General features: G+C 35.4%; 21 protein-coding genes. 19 read left to right on the top strand and 2 right to left on the bottom strand.

Annotation, left to right across the window (positions count from 1 at the left end):
• Window positions 1-212 precede the first annotated feature (212 nt).
• The 18 genes from HWV59_RS19335 to HWV59_RS19250 all read left to right on the top strand — a co-directional run bounded on the left by HWV59_RS19335 (window position 213) and on the right by HWV59_RS19250 (window position 17,844).
• Complete coding sequence (locus tag HWV59_RS19335; protein ID WP_407941594.1) at window positions 213-2,372, top strand: HD family phosphohydrolase; 2,160 nt, start codon at window positions 213-215, stop codon at window positions 2,370-2,372.
• Entirely contained in the window at window positions 2,372-2,854 is a 483-nt protein-coding gene (gene ybeY / locus HWV59_RS19330; RefSeq protein WP_175639793.1) for an rRNA maturation RNase YbeY, read from the top strand. Before HWV59_RS19335 ends, ybeY begins: the two co-directional genes overlap by 1 nt.
• Window positions 2,826-3,209 (top strand): diacylglycerol kinase family protein, encoded by a 384-nt coding sequence (locus tag HWV59_RS19325; protein ID WP_175639792.1) that lies wholly within the window; start codon window positions 2,826-2,828, stop codon window positions 3,207-3,209. The genes ybeY and HWV59_RS19325 overlap by 29 nt, the downstream gene beginning before the upstream one ends.
• A 182-nt stretch (window positions 3,210-3,391) precedes the next feature.
• Entirely contained in the window at window positions 3,392-3,793 is a 402-nt protein-coding gene (locus tag HWV59_RS19320; RefSeq protein WP_102229445.1) for a cytidine deaminase, read from the top strand.
• Window positions 3,783-4,694 (top strand): GTPase Era, encoded by a 912-nt coding sequence (gene era / locus HWV59_RS19315; protein ID WP_102229444.1) that lies wholly within the window; start codon window positions 3,783-3,785, stop codon window positions 4,692-4,694. Before HWV59_RS19320 ends, era begins: the two co-directional genes overlap by 11 nt.
• A gap of 130 nt (window positions 4,695-4,824) precedes the next feature.
• A complete protein-coding gene (locus HWV59_RS19310; protein WP_102229443.1) occupies window positions 4,825-4,968 on the top strand; it encodes a YqzL family protein in 144 nt (47 codons plus the stop codon).
• A gap of 33 nt (window positions 4,969-5,001) precedes the next feature.
• Entirely contained in the window at window positions 5,002-5,757 is a 756-nt protein-coding gene (recO, locus tag HWV59_RS19305; protein ID WP_175639791.1) for a DNA repair protein RecO, read from the top strand.
• Window positions 5,758-6,066: 309 nt separating this feature from the next.
• Window positions 6,067-6,954, top strand: coding sequence for a glycine--tRNA ligase subunit alpha (gene glyQ / locus HWV59_RS19300; protein ID WP_102229441.1), 888 nt, complete (start codon window positions 6,067-6,069; stop codon window positions 6,952-6,954).
• Window positions 6,947-9,001, top strand: coding sequence for a glycine--tRNA ligase subunit beta (gene glyS / locus HWV59_RS19295; protein ID WP_175639790.1), 2,055 nt, complete (start codon window positions 6,947-6,949; stop codon window positions 8,999-9,001). The genes glyQ and glyS overlap by 8 nt, the downstream gene beginning before the upstream one ends.
• Window positions 9,002-9,218: 217 nt before the next feature.
• Window positions 9,219-9,848: a helix-turn-helix transcriptional regulator gene (locus HWV59_RS19290; protein ID WP_102229439.1), complete on the top strand. Its 630-nt coding sequence runs from the start codon at window positions 9,219-9,221 to the stop codon at window positions 9,846-9,848.
• A gap of 26 nt (window positions 9,849-9,874) precedes the next feature.
• The gene (locus HWV59_RS19285) at window positions 9,875-10,690 is read left to right on the top strand and encodes a pyruvate, water dikinase regulatory protein (RefSeq protein WP_102229438.1); all 816 of its coding nucleotides are present in this window, start codon (window positions 9,875-9,877) and stop codon (window positions 10,688-10,690) included.
• A 324-nt stretch (window positions 10,691-11,014) separates the two neighbouring features.
• Window positions 11,015-11,467: a YaiI/YqxD family protein gene (locus tag HWV59_RS19280; protein WP_102229437.1), complete on the top strand. Its 453-nt coding sequence runs from the start codon at window positions 11,015-11,017 to the stop codon at window positions 11,465-11,467.
• 32 nt (window positions 11,468-11,499) lie between these two features.
• Window positions 11,500-13,323 (top strand): DNA primase, encoded by a 1,824-nt coding sequence (dnaG, locus tag HWV59_RS19275; protein WP_175639789.1) that lies wholly within the window; start codon window positions 11,500-11,502, stop codon window positions 13,321-13,323.
• Between the two features lie 133 nt (window positions 13,324-13,456).
• A complete protein-coding gene (gene rpoD, locus HWV59_RS19270) occupies window positions 13,457-14,575 on the top strand; it encodes an RNA polymerase sigma factor RpoD (protein ID WP_102229435.1) in 1,119 nt (372 codons plus the stop codon).
• A gap of 102 nt (window positions 14,576-14,677) precedes the next feature.
• On the top strand, window positions 14,678-15,214 hold the full coding sequence (locus HWV59_RS19265; protein WP_102229434.1) for a hypothetical protein: 537 nt from the start codon (window positions 14,678-14,680) through the stop codon (window positions 15,212-15,214).
• Window positions 15,215-15,542: 328 nt separating this feature from the next.
• Window positions 15,543-15,905, top strand: a complete 363-nt coding sequence (gene cccA / locus HWV59_RS19260) for a cytochrome c550 (protein WP_102229433.1) — start codon at window positions 15,543-15,545, stop codon at window positions 15,903-15,905.
• 105 nt (window positions 15,906-16,010) lie between these two features.
• On the top strand, window positions 16,011-16,721 hold the full coding sequence (locus tag HWV59_RS19255; RefSeq protein WP_102229432.1) for a tRNA (adenine(22)-N(1))-methyltransferase: 711 nt from the start codon (window positions 16,011-16,013) through the stop codon (window positions 16,719-16,721).
• Window position 16,722: 1 nt separating this feature from the next.
• Window positions 16,723-17,844, top strand: a complete 1,122-nt coding sequence (locus HWV59_RS19250) for a Nif3-like dinuclear metal center hexameric protein (protein WP_175639788.1) — start codon at window positions 16,723-16,725, stop codon at window positions 17,842-17,844.
• Window positions 17,845-17,888: 44 nt separating this feature from the next.
• On the opposite strand, the gene HWV59_RS19245 is transcribed toward HWV59_RS19250, so the two are convergent.
• Window positions 17,889-18,833, bottom strand: a complete 945-nt coding sequence (locus HWV59_RS19245) for a 4-hydroxy-3-methylbut-2-enyl diphosphate reductase (protein ID WP_102229430.1) — start codon at window positions 18,831-18,833, stop codon at window positions 17,889-17,891.
• A gap of 150 nt (window positions 18,834-18,983) precedes the next feature.
• Window positions 18,984-19,634, bottom strand: coding sequence for a VrrA/YqfQ family protein (gene vrrA, locus HWV59_RS19240; RefSeq protein WP_175639787.1), 651 nt, complete (start codon window positions 19,632-19,634; stop codon window positions 18,984-18,986).
• Between the two features lie 197 nt (window positions 19,635-19,831).
• Between vrrA and HWV59_RS19235 the strand changes: the two genes are divergently transcribed.
• Window positions 19,832-21,148 (top strand): DEAD/DEAH box helicase, encoded by a 1,317-nt coding sequence (locus HWV59_RS19235; RefSeq protein WP_102229428.1) that lies wholly within the window; start codon window positions 19,832-19,834, stop codon window positions 21,146-21,148.
• Window positions 21,149-21,154 lie beyond the last annotated feature (6 nt).

Below are 21,154 nucleotides of genomic sequence, written 5' to 3'. Positions count from 1 at the left end.
AATACGGGTCACTTTCTTTTTAACTAATATAGGTAAAAAGGAAGAAAATTTCGTATTTACATGTTTGGAGAATAAAAATGAAAGTGTTTGCAGGATGATGCTTTTTTTGTCATATTTTGTCTTAACAGTTGAACATTTTTCGATAAAATTGAATAATGGAGGAAGAACAGTAAAAAAGCCTTATTAAAAGGTGGTTAGAGGGTGGTGCAAAATTGAAAAAGAAAAATTCTAACTCAAAAGAAGTGAAAAAAACAAATAAAATACTAGAAAAATTTAAAGACTACCGTTTTTTACATGTTTTATTATATGCGATTTTAGCCATCGTTTTGTTTGTTGCTTTATATAGTAATGTAAAGCCTGAGACGCTTGATATTGAACTTTTTACTGTTTCTGAAGAAACAATATATGCTCCAACAACTGTTGAGGATAAGGTTGAAACAGAGCGAAAGCGTCAAGAGGCCTACGACTCTGTTGAGGATCAATATGTGTTAAAAAAAGAAATATCCGAAAAGCAGGTAGACTTAATTTCTTCCATCTTTGACACAGTCATTGAAGTGAGAAAAGAGGTAGCGGGAACTCAGGATTCTACAAAAATGACTATGGAGAAACAAGTTGAAGAAGTACAAGAAAAATTAACAGCATCAATAAATAGTAAAATTCCTGGTGAAACATTTCTTCCGTTACTTGAAACAACAGATGATGCTGAAGTTGTTTTGGCAAAAGATGCGGTTGTCACGGCTGTAAATAATATTATGAGCAAGGAAATTCCGATTGTGCAATTGACGGAAGCGAAGAAACAGGTGGAGGAAGAGTTACAATACACGTCAATGCGAACAGAGATAAATGAATCTGCTACATTTTTAGCTCGTTTTGCAATTACTCCCAATTATGTATTTGATTTGGAAGCGACTGAAGAGCTGCGGCAATCAGCAAGTGATGAAGTGAAGGAAGCTCAAATTAAACAAGGGCAAATTCTTGTAGAAGAAAATGAACTCATTAATCGGGAAATATACAGAAAGTTAGGTCTGGTAGGGCTTCTTGATGATCAACAATCAATGAAACCATTTTTAGGACTAGGGATATTTGTACTATTGATTATATCAGGTGTTGTGTATTTCTTTGAGAAGAAAGATAGTCCGATTTCTAAAAAGAATAATTTTTTGTTATTATATTGTTTAATATTCGCCATTACAATTCTTTTAATGAAAATCATTAGCTTGTTTCAGAAAATCGATTATACCCATATAGGATATATTGTTCCGGTTGCCATGGGTGTTATGTTGGTTAAATTATTGTTAAATGAGCGGCTTGCTATATGGACAAGTATGATCTTTGCAGTTTGTGGTAGTGTTATATTTAATGAAGGAGTAACAGGGAGCTTTAATTTCTCTATAGGAATATACTATCTCTTTGGATGCTTAGCAGCTGTATTGTTTTTAGGAGAACACAATCTTCGTTCAAAGATTCTCCAGGCAGGTTTATTTGTTGCCGGAATCAATATTCTTGCTTTAACAGCCATCATGCTGATTAGAAACGGAGGCTATTCAAACGTTGAAATTAGCTCTTATTTTATCATGGCATGTGTATCAGGACTTGTGTCTTCAGTATTAACAATAGGATTTATGCCATTCTTTGAAACAGGGTTTGGCATATTATCAACAATGAAATTAATTGAGTTATCAAATCCGAATCATCCATTACTTAGAAAAATCTTAACGGAAACACCTGGTACATATCACCATAGTGTAATGGTCGCAAATTTATCAGAATCAGCATGTGAAGCAATCGGAGCAAATGGCTTACTTGCAAGGGTTGGGGCATACTATCATGATATAGGAAAAACAAAAAGACCTCAGTATTTTATAGAAAATCAAATGAATATTGAGAATCCGCATAACAAGTTATCGGCACAACTAAGTAAAAATATTATTATTGCTCATGTAACCGATGGGGTAGACATGTTAAAAAAACATAAAATGCCGAAGGAGTTTATCGACATAGCCGAGCAACATCATGGGACAACACTTTTAAAATATTTTTATCATCAAGCTAAGCAATCAAATGATTCAATATATGAAGAAGAATTCCGTTATCCGGGACCAAAGCCTCAAACAAAAGAAATTGCGATTATTTCAATAGCAGACAGTGTCGAAGCTGCAGTCCGGTCTATGGCAAATCCTACACCGGAGAAAATTGAAAAGTTAGTAAAATCCATTATTTCTGATCGATTACAAGACCATCAATTAGATGAATGTGATATAACATTAAAAGAATTAGACATTATTGCAAAATCATTTTGCGAATCATTAAAAGGGATTTTCCATTCGCGAATTGAGTATCCCGAATTAACTAAAAAACAGAAGGTGAAGTAATGAGACTTTCAATTGATAGTCATGATGAAACAAATGAATTAACAGATGAACAAATAAAGACAGTTGAAGAACTGCTTCAATTTACTGCTGATGTGGAAGAAGTTACTGAAGGAGCAGAACTGTCAGTCACATTTGTAACAAATGAACGTATACAACAAGTAAACAAAGAATATCGAGATAAAGATCAGCCGACAGATGTTATTTCCTTTGCTCTTGAAGAAATGGGTGAGGGAGAAATAGAGATAATAGGTGCAGTTCAGCCTCGAATTCTTGGAGATATCATCATTTCAATTCCTAGAGCGAGGGAACAGGCTGAAGAATATGGACATTCATTTATGAGAGAGTTAGGCTTTTTATCAGTTCATGGTCTATTACATTTACTAGGATATGATCATATGACAGATTCAGATGAAAAAGTGATGTTTACAAAACAAAAGGAAATTTTAAATCAATATGGACTCAAAAGATCAGAAGAATTCTGAGTGGACCCGTTTTTATAAAAGTTTTCAATATGCCTGGAATGGAATTGTCTTAACGTTTAAATCAGAACGAAACTTTCAAATACATGTTGTGATATCAGTTTTAATGTTTTTTATCGGTTTTTTATTGCGTTTTTCAATTTTAGAATGGATCATTGTCCTATTTTTAATTGGTGGCATGCTGGCACTTGAACTTATTAATACAGCTATTGAGCATGTAGTGGATATGATAACGAGTGAAAAGCATCCTTTAGCAAAAGCAGCAAAGGATGCAGCAGCAGGTGCTGTTTTGGTTTACGCGGTACTTTCCGTTATAATTGGAATCGTTATGATAATGAATCACCTTTTTGCTCCATAAAAATAAGGATTATGCAAGTAACTTGTAAGAAGCATAAACATCATTTTTAGTGTATTGCAAATGATTTTCGAAAATTCTTACAATTAAATTACAAAAGCAGAATTAGGCGTGAAATTACTATGAAAATTAGGTAAAATAAAGAAGAGTAAAGTCATTAGCCAGCAAAGAAAGGAAGAATTTTAGTGAAAACTGAACAACTCATCAATGAAGCAAAAGCAGCAAGGGAAATGGCTTATACTCCCTACTCAAAATTTAAAGTAGGTGCGGCTTTATTAACTCAAGATGGCAAAGTATATAAGGGATGCAATATTGAAAATGCAGCATATAGCATGTGCAACTGTGCGGAAAGAACAGCTATCTTTAAAGCATATTCAGAAGGTGATAAGGTTTATTCTGCTATGGCTGTGGTAGCAGACACAGATCGTCCGGTATCTCCATGTGGTGCATGCCGTCAAGTTATCTCAGAGCTTTGCCCAAAAGATATGAAAATTATATTAACAAACCTCCATGGTGATATTACAGAAATTACAGTACAAGAATTACTACCGGGAGCATTTTCAGCGGAGGATTTACATGAATCATAATCAATCATACAAATCAGGATTTGTATCAATAATAGGAAGACCTAATGTAGGAAAATCAACATTCATCAATCGAGTAATCGGACAAAAAATTGCAATCATGAGCGATAAGCCGCAAACAACTCGTAACAAGATACAAGGAGTTTATACAACAAATCATTCTCAAACTATTTTCATCGACACACCAGGAATTCATAAACCGAAACACAAGCTTGGCGATTTTATGATGAAAGTAGCACAAAATACATTAAAAGAAGTTGATTTAGTTTTATTTATGATCAATGCTGAAGAAGGATATGGCCGTGGAGATGAATTTATCATTGAAAGGCTAAAACAAACCAATACACCAGTATTTTTAATTATTAATAAAATTGATCAAATTCATCCAGATAAACTATTACCTTTGATTGAACAATATAAAGAGCTTTATCCGTTTAAAGAAATCATCCCTATCTCTGCTCTTCAAGGAAATAATGTTGAAACATTATTAATTCAGATTGAGGGAGTTTTACCGGAAGGGCCACAATACTACCCTGAGGATCAAGTAACAGATCATCCAGAGCGTTTTATTATTACAGAATTGATTCGGGAGAAAGTGCTGCATTTAACACGAGAGGAAATTCCACACTCTGTCGCTGTTGTCATGGATACACTCGAACGCAGGGAAAATAATGCTGCCATATATGTTGGAGCAACTATCATTGTTGAACGTGACTCACAAAAAGGCATTGTCATTGGGAAACAAGGAAGTATGCTTAAAGAAGTTGGAAAAAGAGCCCGAGTAGATATTGAAGCACTGTTGGGATCAAAAGTGTTTTTGGAACTGTGGGTGAAAGTTCAAAAGGATTGGCGGAACAAAGCTTCTCAGCTGAGAGACTACGGATTTAGAGAAGATGAATATTAAAAATAGATCATATTCATCGTATCTATTAGCAAAAATTGTTTAACATGAAAAGTAGAAAAAAAGGTCAAGATAACTGTAAAGAAATTGGATTGATGCTTGCTAGTCTTAACAACTGAAAGGTGGGGTTTATATGTTGGATTTTACCTGGAAGGTTTTTTCGCAAACAGGTAGCATTGATACGTATCTTCTTTTTAAAGAACTAGAAAAGGAGACTGATGAAGGACCCGATTCCCAAGAGGATGAACTAGCTGAACTAGATTTTCCAATTTCCTGATCTTGCCTGAACCTTTGAAAGGTGAGGGATATTTTGCTACAAAAATGTGAAGGAATTGTGATCCGATCAACTGATTACGGTGAAACAAACAAGATTATAACACTATATACAAGAGAACTGGGAAAAGTTGGGGTTATGGCAAGGGGCGCAAAGAAACCAAATAGTCGCTTTACGTCTATCACCCAACTTTTTACGTATGGAACCTTTTTATTTCAAAAATCGAGTGGATTAGGAAGCCTCCAGCAAGGAGAGACCATACACTCATTAAGAAGTATTAGAGAAGATATTTTCTTGACAGCATATGCTTCATATATCGCAGAGCTGCTTGATAAAAGTACAGAAAATCATGAAAGAAACCCTTTTCTATTTGAGTTATTACTGCAAACTTTTACATATTTAGATGAGGAAGTTGATCCTGATATTTTACTTCATATCTTTGAAATGAAAATACTGCCAGTATTAGGTCTTCACCCTCAACTGGATTGTTGTACAAATTGTGGTCAAAAGGATGGAACCTTTCATTTTTCAATCAGAGAAGGTGGATTTTTGTGCCACAGATGCTTTGAAATTGACCCTTACCGTTTACAAATAGCCCCAACAACAGTAAAGCTTCTTCGACTTTTCTTTTATTTTGACTTAAATAGGCTCGGAAATATATCCGTAAAGCAAGAAACAAAAAATGAACTTAAGTTGGTCATCGATGCATATTATCATGAGTATTCCGGTTTAACAATTAAATCTAAAAGATTTCTTGATCAATTAGATTCAATAAAAGGAAAGCTTAAGTGAAGGATATTGACATCTATTAAAAATTCGATTAAGATGCAATTATAATTTAACATTGTTGTGTAGATGGAAAGAAGTACTTACGAAGGACTAAAAGATGAAAGCGACCTTAGGATGGTGAAAGCTAAGGATTGAACCGTAAGGAAAGGCATTCCGGAGCAAATTTTTCTAAAGTGGCTTATACATATAAGCAATTAGGGTGGAACCGCGGGTTAGCTCTCGTCCCTATGTCAATGATCTGACATAGGGATGAGAGCTTTTTATATTGTCTCTTGTCAGAGCATTCTATATTATTCACGGAGGTATATGAATATGAATATTCAAAACATGATTTTAACTCTACAAAAGCACTGGTCTGATCAAGGGTGTGTGCTTATGCAGGCGTATGATACAGAGAAAGGTGCAGGAACGATGAGTCCGTATACTTTTTTAAAAAGTATAGGGCCGGAGCCATGGAAAGTTGCATATGTAGAACCATCTAGAAGGCCGGCTGATGGACGTTATGGAGAAAACCCTAACCGACTATATCAGCATCATCAATTTCAGGTCATTATGAAGCCTTCACCAGACAATATTCAAGAGTTATATTTAGATTCTTTACGTGCCCTGGGAATAAATCCTTTAGAGCATGATATTCGATTTGTTGAAGATAACTGGGAAAATCCATCGTTAGGATGTGCGGGTCTTGGTTGGGAAGTATGGCTTGATGGTATGGAAATAACACAGTTTACATATTTCCAACAAGTTGGCGGCTTAGAATGTAAGCCGGTATCAGCTGAGATAACGTATGGTATTGAAAGACTTGCGTCATATATTCAGGATAAAGAAAATGTTTTTGATTTGGAATGGACTGACGGATATACTATACGGGATATTTTCCTAATGCCAGAGTATGAACATTCAAAGTATACATTTGAAACATCTGATACTGATATGTTATTTGAATTGTTCTCGACATATGAAAAAGAGGCTATGAGACAAATGGACGAAGGGCTTGTACATCCTGCATATGATTATGTATTAAAATGTTCACATACTTTTAACCTTCTTGATGCTAAAGGAGCAATCTCAGTTACAGAGAGAACAGGCTATATTGGGCGTGTTCGAAATTTAGCTAGAAAAGTTGCGAAAACATTTTATGATGAGCGTGAAAAATTAGGTTTCCCAATGTTACAGGAAGGAGGAAAAGAAAATGAGTAAAAAAGACTTATTACTGGAAATTGGCTTAGAAGAAGTCCCAGCACATTATGTAACTCCAGCGATGAACCAATTTGCTGAAAAGGTAACAAAATGGCTGGAAGAAAAACAATTATCACATGGAGAAGTAAAAACGTATTCAACTCCAAGAAGATTAGCAGTTCTAGTAAAGGAAGTTGCAGAGAAACAACCGGATATTGAGGAAGAAGCAAAAGGACCTGCAAAGAAAATTGCCCTTGATGAAGACGGAAACTGGTCAAAAGCAGCAATTGGTTTTACAAAAGGACAAGGTGCATCTGTTGACGATATTTATTTTAAAGAAATCAATGGAATTGAATATGTTCACGTCCAAAAATTCGTTCAAGGCCAAGAAGCAAAAGATTTATTAACAGAAACTCGCGATTTAATTACAGGACTTACTTTTCCTAAGAATATGCGTTGGGGCAATCAGGAACTACGATATATCCGTCCTATAAAGTGGTTAGTGGCACTTTTTGGTCAGGAAGTGATTCCATTTGAAATTGCTGGTGCAAAAACAGATTCATTTACATATGGACATCGTTTTCTAGGAAGTAAAGTAGAGATTGTCTCTCCTTCGTTATATGAAGCAGCCCTACTAGAACAATTTGTAATTGCTGATCCTGTCAAACGAAAAGACGCAATTAGTCAGCAATTGGTTGATCTCGAAAACGAGAAAAACTGGGTAATCCCTGTAGATGAAGATCTTTTAGAAGAAGTTAACAATCTCGTTGAATATCCAACAGCACTTTATGGTAAATTTGAACAAGAGTACTTATCATTACCAGATGAAGTGCTAGTAACAACGATGAAGGAACATCAACGTTATTTCCCTGTTAGAAATAATGACGGACAATTACAGCCATTCTTTGTTACAGTAAGGAATGGAGATCAGAACCATTTAGAAAATGTAGCAAGAGGGAATGAAAAGGTATTACGTGCGAGATTATCTGATGCAAACTTCTTCTATCAAGAAGATCAAAAGCTAAAGATTGAGGATGCGGTTAGGAAGCTGGACAAAATCGTATTCCATGAAGAGTTAGGAACTCTCGGAGAAAAGGTTAACCGCATTGTGAATCTGTCTACACAATTAGCAGATAGATTCCAATTACAAACTGACGAAAAGAAGCATGTTGAACGAGCAGCATCCATTTGCAAATTTGATTTAGTAACAAATATGGTTTATGAATTCCCTGAACTTCAAGGGAAAATTGGGGAAAAATATGCTCGTCTAAGTGGTGAAAAAGAAGAAGTAGCAGTTGCAATAAATGAGCACTATATGCCGCGACATGCCGAAGATGATGCACCGGGCTCTAATGTAGGTGCTATAGTAGCACTTGCTGATAAATTAGACACAATCGTAGGTTTCTTCGCGATTGGCAAAATTCCAACGGGATCACAGGACCCTTATGCTCTTAGAAGACAGGCCAGTGGAATCCTTCAGATTTTGTTATCTAAAGGGTGGACAATTTCCTTACCAGAATTGTTTGAGCTATCGTTAAGTCAATATCAAATTAAAAAATCAATCGAGGCAGCTGAGGAGTTAGTTTCGTTCTTTAAATTGAGATTAAAATATCGTTTAGCTGAAGAAAACATCCGCTATGATTTAAATGATGCTGTGTTGGAGTCTTCATTGCTTGAAGTAAATTCATTAGTAGCTCGCGCCAAAGTACTTCAATCCGCTTCATCTCATTCAGATTTCAAAGAAACGATTGAGGCACTTGCTCGTGTTATGAACATAGCGAAAAAAGGTACAGAAAGTGACATTAATAGTGAACTGTTTGAAAGTGATTATGAAACAGCATTATATAATGCTTATATTGAAACAGCTCAGAAAATGGACTCTTTAAACAATGAAGAGGAAGTGTATCAAGCACTTGCATCATTAAAGCCAATGATCAACGAATATTTTGATCATACTATGGTTATGTCAGATAATGAAGCTATAAAACAAAATCGATTGGCACAGATGGTGAAATTATCGCAACTAATAGAATCATTTGCAAAAATGAATGTTATTTTGGTGAAGTAAGAGTTGAAATTCAGTATGAATAGGGACTGACATGACGTCAGCCCTTTTTCTATAGAAAGAAAACTTAAAACATATTCCTTTTCAAAATGTGTGTAAAGTATATAATTAATTTAGGCTCTGTAAAATCAACAGACCATGCTTTATCCATTATTTTAGTAACGATAAATTAATTATCATTAGAAATATAATTTCTTATAAAAAATGAATATGCAAGGCGGTGAGGAACATAGAACTGAATAAAAGGCAGGAGCAAATCGTTGAAATTGTTAAGGAAAATGGACCAATTACTGGTGAACAGATTGCTGATCAATTAAATTTAACAAGGGCGACACTTCGTCCCGACTTGGCCATATTAACAATGTCCGGTTACTTAGAGGCGAGACCAAGAGTAGGTTATTATTTTACAGGAAAAACAAATACTCATTTGTTAACAGAAGAACTTAGAAAGCTTCAAGTAAGGGACTATCAGTCAATTCCAATAGTCGTCAGCACCAATGTGTCAGTTTACGATGCAATCTGTATGATGTTTTTAGAGGATGTAGGTACACTTTTCGTTGTTGATGAGCAGTCTTATTTAGTTGGTGTACTATCGCGTAAGGACCTTTTACGGACGAGTATTGGCAAGCAGGAACTTACTTCTATTCCAGTAAATATTATCATGACAAGAATGCCCAATATAACGGTATGTAAACCTGATGATTTCATTATAGATGTTGCACAAGTGTTAATTGATAAACAAATAGATGCATTACCTGTTGTTAAGGATACAGCCAAAGGTTATGAAGTAATTGGAAGAATTACTAAAACAAATATGACGAAAATTTTGGTTAGCTTTCTAAACGATTAAATATAGTATGAGAAGTGGGGAAAAAAATGAACTATAAGTTGATGTACGTTGTATCCGATTCAGTTGGCGAAACAGCTGAGCTAGTTGTAAAAGCAGCAGCAAGTCAATTTAATGGGATTTCCGCAAATACTAAAATAAAGCGTATTCCTTATGTTGAAGATAAGGGAACCATTTTGGAGGTTTTGTCTCTAGCTAAAGAGGATAATGCTATTGTATGCTTCACTCTCGTCGTTCCTGAGTTGAGAGATTATCTCATTGAGGAAGCAGATAAAAAAGGTGTTGTATATTACGATATTATTGGTCCATTGATTGATAAAATGGAAGCATTATATGGAACGGCAGCTAAATATGAGCCTGGACGGGTTCGTAAATTAGATGATGACTATTTTAAAAAGGTAGAAGCAATTGAATTTGCAGTAAAATATGATGATGGCAGAGATCCAAGAGGAATCTTAAAAGCAGATATCGTGTTAATAGGTGTATCGAGAACATCTAAGACACCTTTATCTCAATACTTAGCACATAAGCGGTTCAAGGTGGCAAATGTACCAATTGTCCCGGAGGTTGAGCCTCCAGAAGAGTTGTACAAAGTATCACCACATAAATGCATTGGGCTCCGGATTATGCCTGAGAAGTTAAATAACATTAGAAAAGAGCGACTTAAATCTCTTGGCCTAAATGATGAAGCTTTTTATGCAAACATTGATCGTATTAAAGAAGAACTTAACTATTTTGATAAGGTTGTGGGCAAAATCGGTTGTCAAGTAGTGGATGTTTCAAACAAAGCAGTAGAGGAAACCGCTAATATTATCGCTAACTTTATGAATAACCAAAATGGATGAGTTTGGAAGGATGGCTAAACAAAGGTGATTTGTAGGTCATCCTTTTCTCTTTGTAAATTAATGCATTTTTATTTGATAAAAATAATAGAAATTTAGAAACACTTGTATTATAATAAAAAATTGTGATAAAAATCTTTTTTTTAGGTTTAGAACTTGACATATGGGAATAAACTATTATTTGTAAACTGTCAAGAGAACAAATGAAATAATTTTCGACAAAAAGGAATTTAAGGTCTTTCTCACGAATAGTATTCAATACAAAAGTGTGTTAAGTAGAAGGATATTTCGGAGTGATGTAGAATAGAGAAATATGACGAAAAAGCGATGAAGATATTTGTCGATGCTGATGCTTGTCCTGTAAAGAAAGAGATCATGCTAATAGCCGACAAATACAAACTGGATGTTGTGTTTGTTGCCTCCTATAACCATACTTCAGATAAAACGTATGGTGGTCAATGGGTGTTTGTTGATACGGGTAAAGAAGAAGCTGATTTATACATAGTGAACCATGTCAGCAAAGGTGATATTGTGATCTCACAAGACATTGGGTTAGCAGGCCTATTAATCCGAAAGGATGTTATTTGTATCACACCCCGGGGAAAGCAATATACGGAAGAAAATATTGATACAGCACTTCAGTTTCGTTATTTATCTGCTAAAGAAAGACGCAGTGGTAAATATACAAAGGGGCCGAAAAAATTTACAGAAAATGATATTTTATATTTTATCACAACATTTGAAAAGATTTTGTCGAAACATGCAGGAGATCTTAAATAAATATCGAATATCTGTAGTACGGGGTTGGTAGTATGGGTAATCGAATTCCCGAAGAAATGATCGAAAAAATACAAAGAACTTCTGACATTGTTGATGTAATAAGTGAATATGTTCAATTGAAGAAACAAGGGCGTAACTATTTTGGGCTATGTCCATTTCATGGAGAAAAATCTCCTTCGTTCTCAGTTTCAGCAGACAAACAGATCTTTCATTGCTTCGGATGTGGTGCTGGTGGTAATGTTTTTTCTTTTCTAATGCAGCACGAAGGCTATTCCTTTGTTGAAGCAGCACAACATCTCGCTGACAAAGCTAATATTGATTTACCGATACAACCTTCACAGGACCAGGGGCCAGGGCCTCATGTTTCTAAAGACACCGAGAAGATGATCGAAGCTCATGAGCTATTAAAAAAATTCTATCATCATTTACTTGTGAACACAAAGGAAGGTCAGCAGGCATTAGACTATTTGTTAAGCAGAGGATTTACTAAAGAGATTATAGATACCTTTGAAATTGGTTATTCTTTAGATTCCTGGGATTTTGTTAAAAAGTTTTTAGAAAAGCGGGGATTTACATTATCCTTGATGGAGGAAGCAGGGTTATTAATAAAAAAAAGTAACTCGAACGAAGAATTTTTTGATCGGTTTAGAAATCGAATTATGTTTCCTATCATGGATCATCATGGAAATACGATTGCTTTTTCAGGACGCGTACTTGGTCTGGATAAACCAAAATATCTCAATAGTCCTGAGACGAAAATTTTTAATAAAAGTAAATTGCTTTATAATTTTCACCGTGCTAGAGTACATATACGAAAAAATCAGCAAGTTGTACTATATGAAGGGTTTGCTGATGTTATTTCTTCAACAAGGGCAGGGGTTGAGCAGGCAATTGCTACAATGGGGACATCTATAACCGAAGATCAAGCTAAGATCATTCGAAGAAATGTTTCTGAGGTAATTATTTGTTATGACTCTGACTCAGCCGGAATTGAAGCAACAAATAGAGCGGCAAAAATCCTTAAAGATGTTGGGTGTAAGCTAAAAGTTGCGATGATTCCAGATGGATTAGACCCTGATGACTACATTAATAAGTTTGGATCTGAAAAATTCAAGCATGATGTAATAGGGGCCAGTGTTCCAATCATGACATTTAAAATGTCCTACTATAGAAGAGGAAAGAATCTTCAAAATGAAGGTGAAAGACTTCAGTATATTGAAAATGTCATTGGTGAACTAGCGCAATTAGAAAATGCCGTTGAAAAGGAAATCTATCTAAAACAACTATCATCAGAATTTGACTTATCGATGGATGTTTTAAAGCAACAGATTCTGCAAAAAGAACAGCAGGTAAACAGTCAAAGAGCTCCACAACAGCAAAAGAATATTGTGGAACAGCCAAAAAGAAAGCCGATACAATCTAAGCGACTATTACCGGCGTTTCACACCGCTGAGAGATTGTTAATCGGACATATGCTAAGAAGTAAAGAAATGGCAGAAAAGGTTCTGGAACGACTGGGACTTCAATTTAATATCGAAGAACATAAAGCAATTGTTACTTATTTATACGCTTTTTACGAAGAAGGAAATGAAGAAAATGTTAGCTCATTTCTATCGAAGTTACCTAGTCCTGAATTGCAACATATTGTTTCCAACATTGCGATGATTACCCTTAACTCTGAGGTAAGTGAACAGGAGCTCTCAGATTATATAAAACAGGTGTTGAATCATCAAAAAATGTTAATGATAAAAGAAAAAGAAGTAGAAAAAATTGAGGCTGAAAGGAACAAGCAATACAAAGAAGCAGCCCAAATAGCAATGGAAATTATTCAATTAAAACAAGCTCTTAAATCATGATAAGTAAGCTAGTGATAGTAGACGATTATTTTTAGCATGAGAATTAAAAAGGGCACATCGTAAATGTGAATGCTTGCTAAACAGTAATCCGATAGCTTATCTTACGATGGTAAGTTTGGAAGGAGGGGATCCTATGGCTGATAAACAAACCCACGATACTGAAGTAACCTTTGAACAGGTGAAAGAACAGTTAACTGAAATCGGGAAAAAACGAGGAGTATTGACATATGAGGAGATTGCTGAACGTATGTCAAACTTTGAAATTGAATCAGACCAAATGGATGAGTATTATGAATTTCTTGGTGAACAAGGTGTAGAATTAATTGGTGAAGCTGGTGAAGATGCAGAGGCTGATCCTAATATTCAAGATCTTGCGAAAGAAGAAGAATTTGATTTAAATGATTTGAGTGTACCTCCAGGAGTTAAAATTAATGACCCTGTTAGAATGTACTTAAAAGAAATTGGTCGAGTTGATCTTTTATCAGCTAACGAAGAAATTAAGCTAGCTAAACGTATAGAAGAAGGCGATGAAGAAGCTAAACGCCGACTAGCAGAAGCCAACCTGCGTCTAGTAGTTAGTATCGCTAAACGCTATGTTGGACGTGGAATGCTTTTTCTTGATTTAATTCAAGAAGGTAATATGGGATTAATGAAAGCTGTTGAAAAATTTGATTATGAAAAAGGATATAAATTTAGTACGTATGCGACATGGTGGATTCGTCAAGCGATAACACGTGCTATTGCTGACCAGGCTCGTACAATTCGTATTCCTGTTCATATGGTTGAGACGATAAATAAGCTTATAAGAGTTCAGCGTCAATTACTTCAGGATTTAGGAAGAGAACCAACTCCTGAGGAAATTGGAGAAGATATGGAGCTTACACCTGATAAGGTTAGAGAAATTCTTAAAATTGCTCAAGAGCCAGTTTCATTGGAAACTCCGATCGGTGAAGAAGACGACTCTCATTTAGGTGATTTTATTGAGGATCAGGATGCGACTTCACCTTCTGAGCATGCTGCATATGAGCTATTAAAAGAACAGCTCGAAGATGTACTTGATACATTGACAGACCGTGAAGAAAACGTACTGCGTTTACGTTTTGGGCTTGATGATGGACGAACAAGAACACTTGAAGAAGTAGGTAAGGTGTTTGGAGTTACGCGTGAGCGTATTCGACAAATTGAAGCAAAAGCACTTCGTAAATTACGTCATCCTAGCCGCAGTAAACGTCTTAAAGACTTCTTAGAGTAAGATAGGGCGGACGAATGTCCGTCTTTTCTGCTTACATAGTATTTTATCAAGACTTTTCTTTTTTTTTTACAAAAGAAGAAAGAACAAATAAGGATAACTTTTATGAATACAGAAAAAAAGGAAATAATTATTAAAGAAATTCAATACTGGAAAGGCAATAAGCTACTTCCAGATACATATTGTGATTTTTTGCTTGCTCTTTATACAGAAGGAAATCATCACGACGAGAAAACTGTTATCAATTCTACTAAAAAGAATGGAAAGCATATTATTTGGACTAGCGTTGTTTTTGTTTTATTCTTAATTAGTGCTCTTGTCACCTATTTTACTGAATTGTCTTTTGTTTTGCAAACAGTTACATCAGTTTTTTTACTTTTAGCTTCCATGGTTGTTACCGCTTTCCTTTTAGTTAGAAAAGGACATTATCAATTACCATTAGTCATAACATTTGTTCAGTTGTTAATCGTCTCATTGTCATTTGTTGAATATATAACAGAAGGAAATCACTTCTGGACTGCCTTCACAGTTATTATAAACTGTATCCTTTGGGTAGCAATAGGTGGCATGTTTCGAATTTATTTTTTACTAATTACAGGTATAATCGCATTTCTAATTCTTGGGGTAACAATTTTTATATGAACAGTTTCTGACAATGTCAACAGATTCTTGATTAATGCCCGAAAGTCTTGTCTGTTTTTTGTCTAAAGTGTGAAAAACATGGAGATGTTAAAAGATAGGTCTTTTCCTTAGTGGAAAATTACAGTAAAATAGAGGTTGTTTAAAAACATTTGTACTTATGTTGATTATCCAGCAGTAACGGGCAGCTGAGTTAATTTATGATTAGAAAATAGTGATAGAATTATCGAGAGCTGCTCGAATATGGGCGATAATTCTACTAAACATTGGTAGGTAATTGAAGATCCTATTAATGGAAAGGTTTACTATTTACATAAGGGAGGTTTACATGATGAATCGCAATCCACTTATTCCTTTTTTATTAATAGCTGTTCTAGGAATCGGCCTTATGTTCCTTTTATCATTTAAAGGTATTGGCGATCATGAAGAGCTAGCAAGTGGCGGTGAAGAGGAGCCTAAAACGGAAGATGTTGCAAACGCTACACCTGAAGAAATCTACCAACAAAACTGTATTTCCTGTCATGGAGAAAACTATGAGGGTGGCGCTGGTCCTGCACTCACGGGTGTTGGTGGAAAATTAGGCGTTGAAGAAATTAAAACAACAATTCAGCAAGGTAGAGGAATTATGCCTGGTGGTCTTGTTCCAGACGAAAAGCTTGATGAAATGGCTGAATGGGTGTCACAAATTAAATAATATGAAAGAAGTCCTTTGCATCTGTGAAGGACTTTTTTTATACTTGATGAATAGGTACATCGCTTAAAATCTAAATACATAAAAAATGAAAATTGTGGTGAAATCATGAATGAATTAAAATTATCTAAAAGACTTGAAACAGTTGCTGATTATATTCCTGAAGGAGCTTTTTTCGCAGATATAGGCTCGGACCATGCTTACTTACCTTGCTATTCCATTTTACAAGGCAGAGCTAGTGGTGCAATTGCTGGTGAGATTACAGATGGACCGTATGAGTCAGCTAGAAGTCAAGTGAAAAAGTGTGAGCTTTCCGAATCAATATTTGTACGAAAGGGAGATGGTTTATCCGTTCTCCGAAATGACGATCAAGTTGATTGTATTACGATTGCAGGAATGGGCGGAACTCTCATTAGTAAAATTTTAGAAGAAGGATCTGGGAAACTGACTAATGTTACTCGTTTAATATTACAACCTAATATTCACGCAATATCTATCCGACTGTGGTTAGTTGATAATGGGTGGAAGCTAATAGCTGAAGAAATTATTGAAGAGGACCATAAAATATACGAGGTACTTGTTGCTGAAAAAGGAGATCCAAAAGAACCTTACCAAGCACATTCTTATGAAGCGAGTTTGCTTTTGGGACCTTTTTTAGCTGCAAAACGGTCTGACATTTTCATGAAAAAATGGACAGGTGAATTGAATCATTTAAAATCAATAATTAAACAATTAGAACAAGCTGGGCATACAATTGAAAGTAGTGAAAAATATCAAGAATTAATAAAGCAAGTAAAATTAATTGAGGAGGTATTGTAAATTGGTAAAAATACCAAATGGCTATGAAGTTATTCAATTGTTTGAACAATTTTCTCCCAAGTCTCTTGCTGTAGAAGGAGATAAAATTGGACTCCAAATTGGGACACTTAATAAGAAAATTGAGCATGTGATGGTTACATTAGATGTGGTGGAATCAGTTGTCGATGAAGCAATAGAAAAAAAGGTGGACTTACTAATTGCTCATCATCCACCTATCTTTAGACCGATGAAAAATATGATAACTGATACTGCCTATGGCAAGATGATCGAGAAGTGTATCAAACATGACATTGCGGTGTATGCTGCACATACTAATTTAGATGTAGCAAATGGTGGAGTAAACGATTTATTAGCAGAAGCATTGCAACTGAAGGATGTTGAAGTATTGATCCCTACATATGAGGATGAATTAAAGAAGCTTGTCGTATATATTCCATCTTCATATGAAAAAGATCTCCGAATTGCTCTTGGAGAAGCTGGTGCTGGCCATATTGGAGAATATAGCTATTGCACTTTTGCAACTGAAGGTGAAGGAAGTTTCTTACCTCTGGATAATGCGAATCCATATATAGGTGAAAAAGGGAAAATTGAATATGTGCAAGAATCAAAAGTTGAAACAGTTTTCCCTGCCTCCTTACAGAAAAAAGTGATTCAAGCGATGTTAAAAGTTCATCCATATGAAGAAGTAGCTTATGATATTTATCCAGTAGAACAAAAAGGGCAAATAATGGGATTAGGACGAGTAGGTTATGTTGAAAGTGAATTAAGCCTTCAGGAATTTGCTGTTCATGTAAAAAATAGCCTAGGGGTTGAAAGGGTAAGAATGGTAGGGAACCCTGATGATAAGGTGAAAAAAGTAGCTGTTTTGGGTGGGGATGGTAACAAATATATTCAACAGGCAAAAATGAAGGGTGCAGATGTATATATTACAGGTGACCTTTATTTTCACGTTGCTCAAGATGCGTTGATGCTAAATTTAAATGTAATTGATCCCGGACATCATGTTGAAAAGGTCATGATTGAAGGAACAGCGAAAAAACTCGGGAATCTTTGTAAAGAACATCGTTTTGATGTAAATATATTTGGATCACAAGTAGATACAAATCCATTTAAGTTTGTATAAAAGTCAATAAAAAAGCGTCTGGACTTAGTTCAGACGCTTTTTAGTCAATTCTTTATTTTTATCTTTGGTAATATTTTAGATAGTGGCACTTTATCATCTAAATTCCAAGTAGATTCATCTTCTGGATTGTATTTCTCTAAAAATTGAATGACTTTTTTGGTAATTGGTGTTGGTGTAGATGCACCTGCTGTCACAGCAACTGTTTGAACATCTTTAAGCCAGTCAAGCTTAAGTTCACTTAAATCTGAGATCCGATAAGCTGTTGTTCCAGCAATATCTTCAGATACTTGTGCTAAACGGTTTGAGTTATTACTTTTAGGATCACCTACAACAATTGTTAAGTCAGCATCTTTAGCTTGTTCAGCCACTGCTTCTTGACGAACTTGAGTAGCTAAGCAAATCTCACGGTGTATTTCTACATGCGGGAATTTTTCTTTTACTTTATCCATGATATCAGCAACATCCCACTGACTCATTGTCGTTTGATTTGTCACAATAACTTTCTCATTGTGAATGTTTAATTGTTCTACATCTTCTGATGATTCGACAAGATGTACGATGTTTGGAGCAACACCAACAGCTCCTTCTGGTTCTGGATGCCCTTTTTTGCCGATGTAGATAACATCATATCCTTGAGCTTCTTTTTCACGAATAAGGTCGTGTGTTTTTGTTACATCAGGACATGTCGCATCTATTGTAACGAGTCCTTTTTCTTTTGCAATTTGTCTAACTTCTGGAGAAACACCATGAGCTGTAAACACAATTGTTCCTTGATCTACTTTCTCTAATATATCTAATCTGTTTTTTCCATCAAGGGTAATAATACCATCTTCCTCAAATGCATCTGTTACATGTTTATTATGAACAATCATACCTAAGATGTAGATGGGCCTTGGAAGTGATTTATCTAAAGCAGCGTTCTTTGCAATAACCATAGCATCTACGACACCATAGCAATAGCCACGTGGTGCGATTTTAATTACGTTCATTAAACTGCCTCCTTAAGAGATCGGGTAGGAACAGGAGCAAAGGATAAGATTGTCCTGTTTCCATTCAAAAAAGCCGTAAAAAAACGGCTTTATCCTCTAATAATCTCTTAATATTATAACGAAGAATAGGAAATATTACAAAGAAGAATATTAGATATACATTTTAGGCTGTGAGCTCTTTGGTGATGGTTTTCTTTTTTTACGGGTGGTAGTAGGCTCATCATTTTCCTGTATATCATCTTTAACCTTTGGTTTTTTCGAATGCTTTTTAGATGATTGTGTATTAAGTTGTTGACTTGCTTCAACAGATTCCTCAGTAGATACAGATTCGGTTTCATCAGAGGTTGAATTTGAATCATCACTACTGCTTAGTTCACGATAAATCTTAATCATAGCTGGCAAGTTTTTTACTAGTGGTCCATATTGTTGAACCATAGGGGTTACTTGTTGGGCCATTCCAAGAACTTTTTGAACATTTCCAAGCATTCCCGAAATATTGGATGGGTTCATAAGCCCTTGAATACCTCCGGAAGCTCTTGCTCTTGTTGCATTAGAGACGGCATTTGCACCTCCAATAAAGCCTTGAGGGTTACTAACAGCACCTTGTGATCCCGGCAAAATGCGAGATAGTATTCCTTTTAACCCGCCGCCACCTGCTCCTCTTTGTGTCATAGATGCACCAAAATGTGGACCCCTACCCATATTTGGTCCTGGTATACCTTGTCGTCCCATTGGAAATTGGTTTTGTGGAGGGAAGTAACCTCTAGTATTCATAGGAGGCATCGGTCTTTGCTGAAACATATTATTCCTCCTTTCATCATTTGTTCTTCTATCCTAGACTATGCACGACAAGGTTATTTGGTTTCTAAAGTATTTCTTACATAAGAATTTGAGTTTTTCTTTTCTTAAGGTATAATCTAATGATGGACTGATAAAGTTATTCGAAAATGAATGCAATAATCGATAGAAAAAAGCTTTATCATAAAGGAGAGATACGGATGGAACAAACAAAATTTGAGCGTTTTTCATTAAAACCTTTTATTATAGAAGCATTAACGAAGGAACTAAAATTTTATGAGCCAACAGAAATTCAGGAGAGATTAATGCCTTCCATTCTAAAAGGTGAAAGTGCAATTGGACAATCTCAAACTGGTACAGGGAAAACTCATGCATACTTATTGCCTTTATTAAATCAATTAGTAGCTGAGAGAAAAGAAGTACAAGTTGTGATAACTGCTCCGACTCGAGAGTTGGCAACTCAAATCTACCAAGAGGTAGGGAAAATTATCTCTTATTCACCTGAAGATATTACAGCTAAATTATATATCGGAGGAACGGACAAGCAGCGAACAATTGAAAAGTTAAAAACACAGCCACATATTGTTGTAGGAACACCTGGAAGAATCAATGATCTTGTAAAAGAAAATGCATTAATTGTAAACAAAGTCCGATCATTTGTTGTTGATGAAGCAGATCTTATGCTTGATATGGGGTTCATCAAAGATGTCGACATGGTTGCTGGCCAAATGCCGGACAACCTGCAAATTCTAGTGTTTTCTGCAACTATTCCTGAGAAGCTAAAGCCTTTTTTAAAGAAATATTTAGATAATCCAAAATTTACTCATGTTGCACCTACACAAGCAACGGCTGCAAAAATTGAGCATATTCTCGTCCCGGCAAGACATCGTGATAAATTAACACTTGTTTATGAGATGTTAGTTGATTTTAATCCTTTCTTGGCTATTGTTTTTACCAATACGAAAAAAAATGCTGATATCGTTGCAAATTCCCTAATAGAAAAGGGCCTAAAAGTAGGTAGAATACATGGTGATTTATCACCGCGTGACCGAAAAAAAATGATGAAACAAATAAATGACTTAGATTATCAATATGTGGTCGCAACTGATTTGGCTGCACGTGGTATTGACATAAAAGGGGTAAGTCACGTAATAAATTATGAAATTCCTACAACTGAGCTGGATTTTTATATTCACCGTGTTGGTCGTACCGCTAGAGCGGGCAGTTCAGGTATAGCTGTTACGCTGTTTGAGACTTCTGACGAAGATGCTCTAAACAAACTGGAGAAACTGGGGATCGAGTTTGTTAATAAAGACTTTGTTGGTGGAGAATGGAAGGACATAGATGACCGTAAACGCCGTCAAAATCGAAAAAGAGTTACTGATGAAGTAGATGCATTAGCAAAAAGTATTGTTCAGAAACCAAAGAAAGTAAAACCTGGCTATAAGAAGAAAATGAACCGTGAAATGGAACAAATTAAAAAGAGAAAAAGAAGATTATCAAAGAAACAAAAATAGGGGGAG

The sequence above is a fragment of the Metabacillus schmidteae genome, from assembly GCF_903166545.1.
GTDB lineage: Bacteria > Bacillota > Bacilli > Bacillales > Bacillaceae > Metabacillus > Metabacillus schmidteae.
The sequence above is the reverse complement of the archived record's forward strand: the minus strand, read 5'-3'. Positions and strand labels throughout refer to the sequence as shown.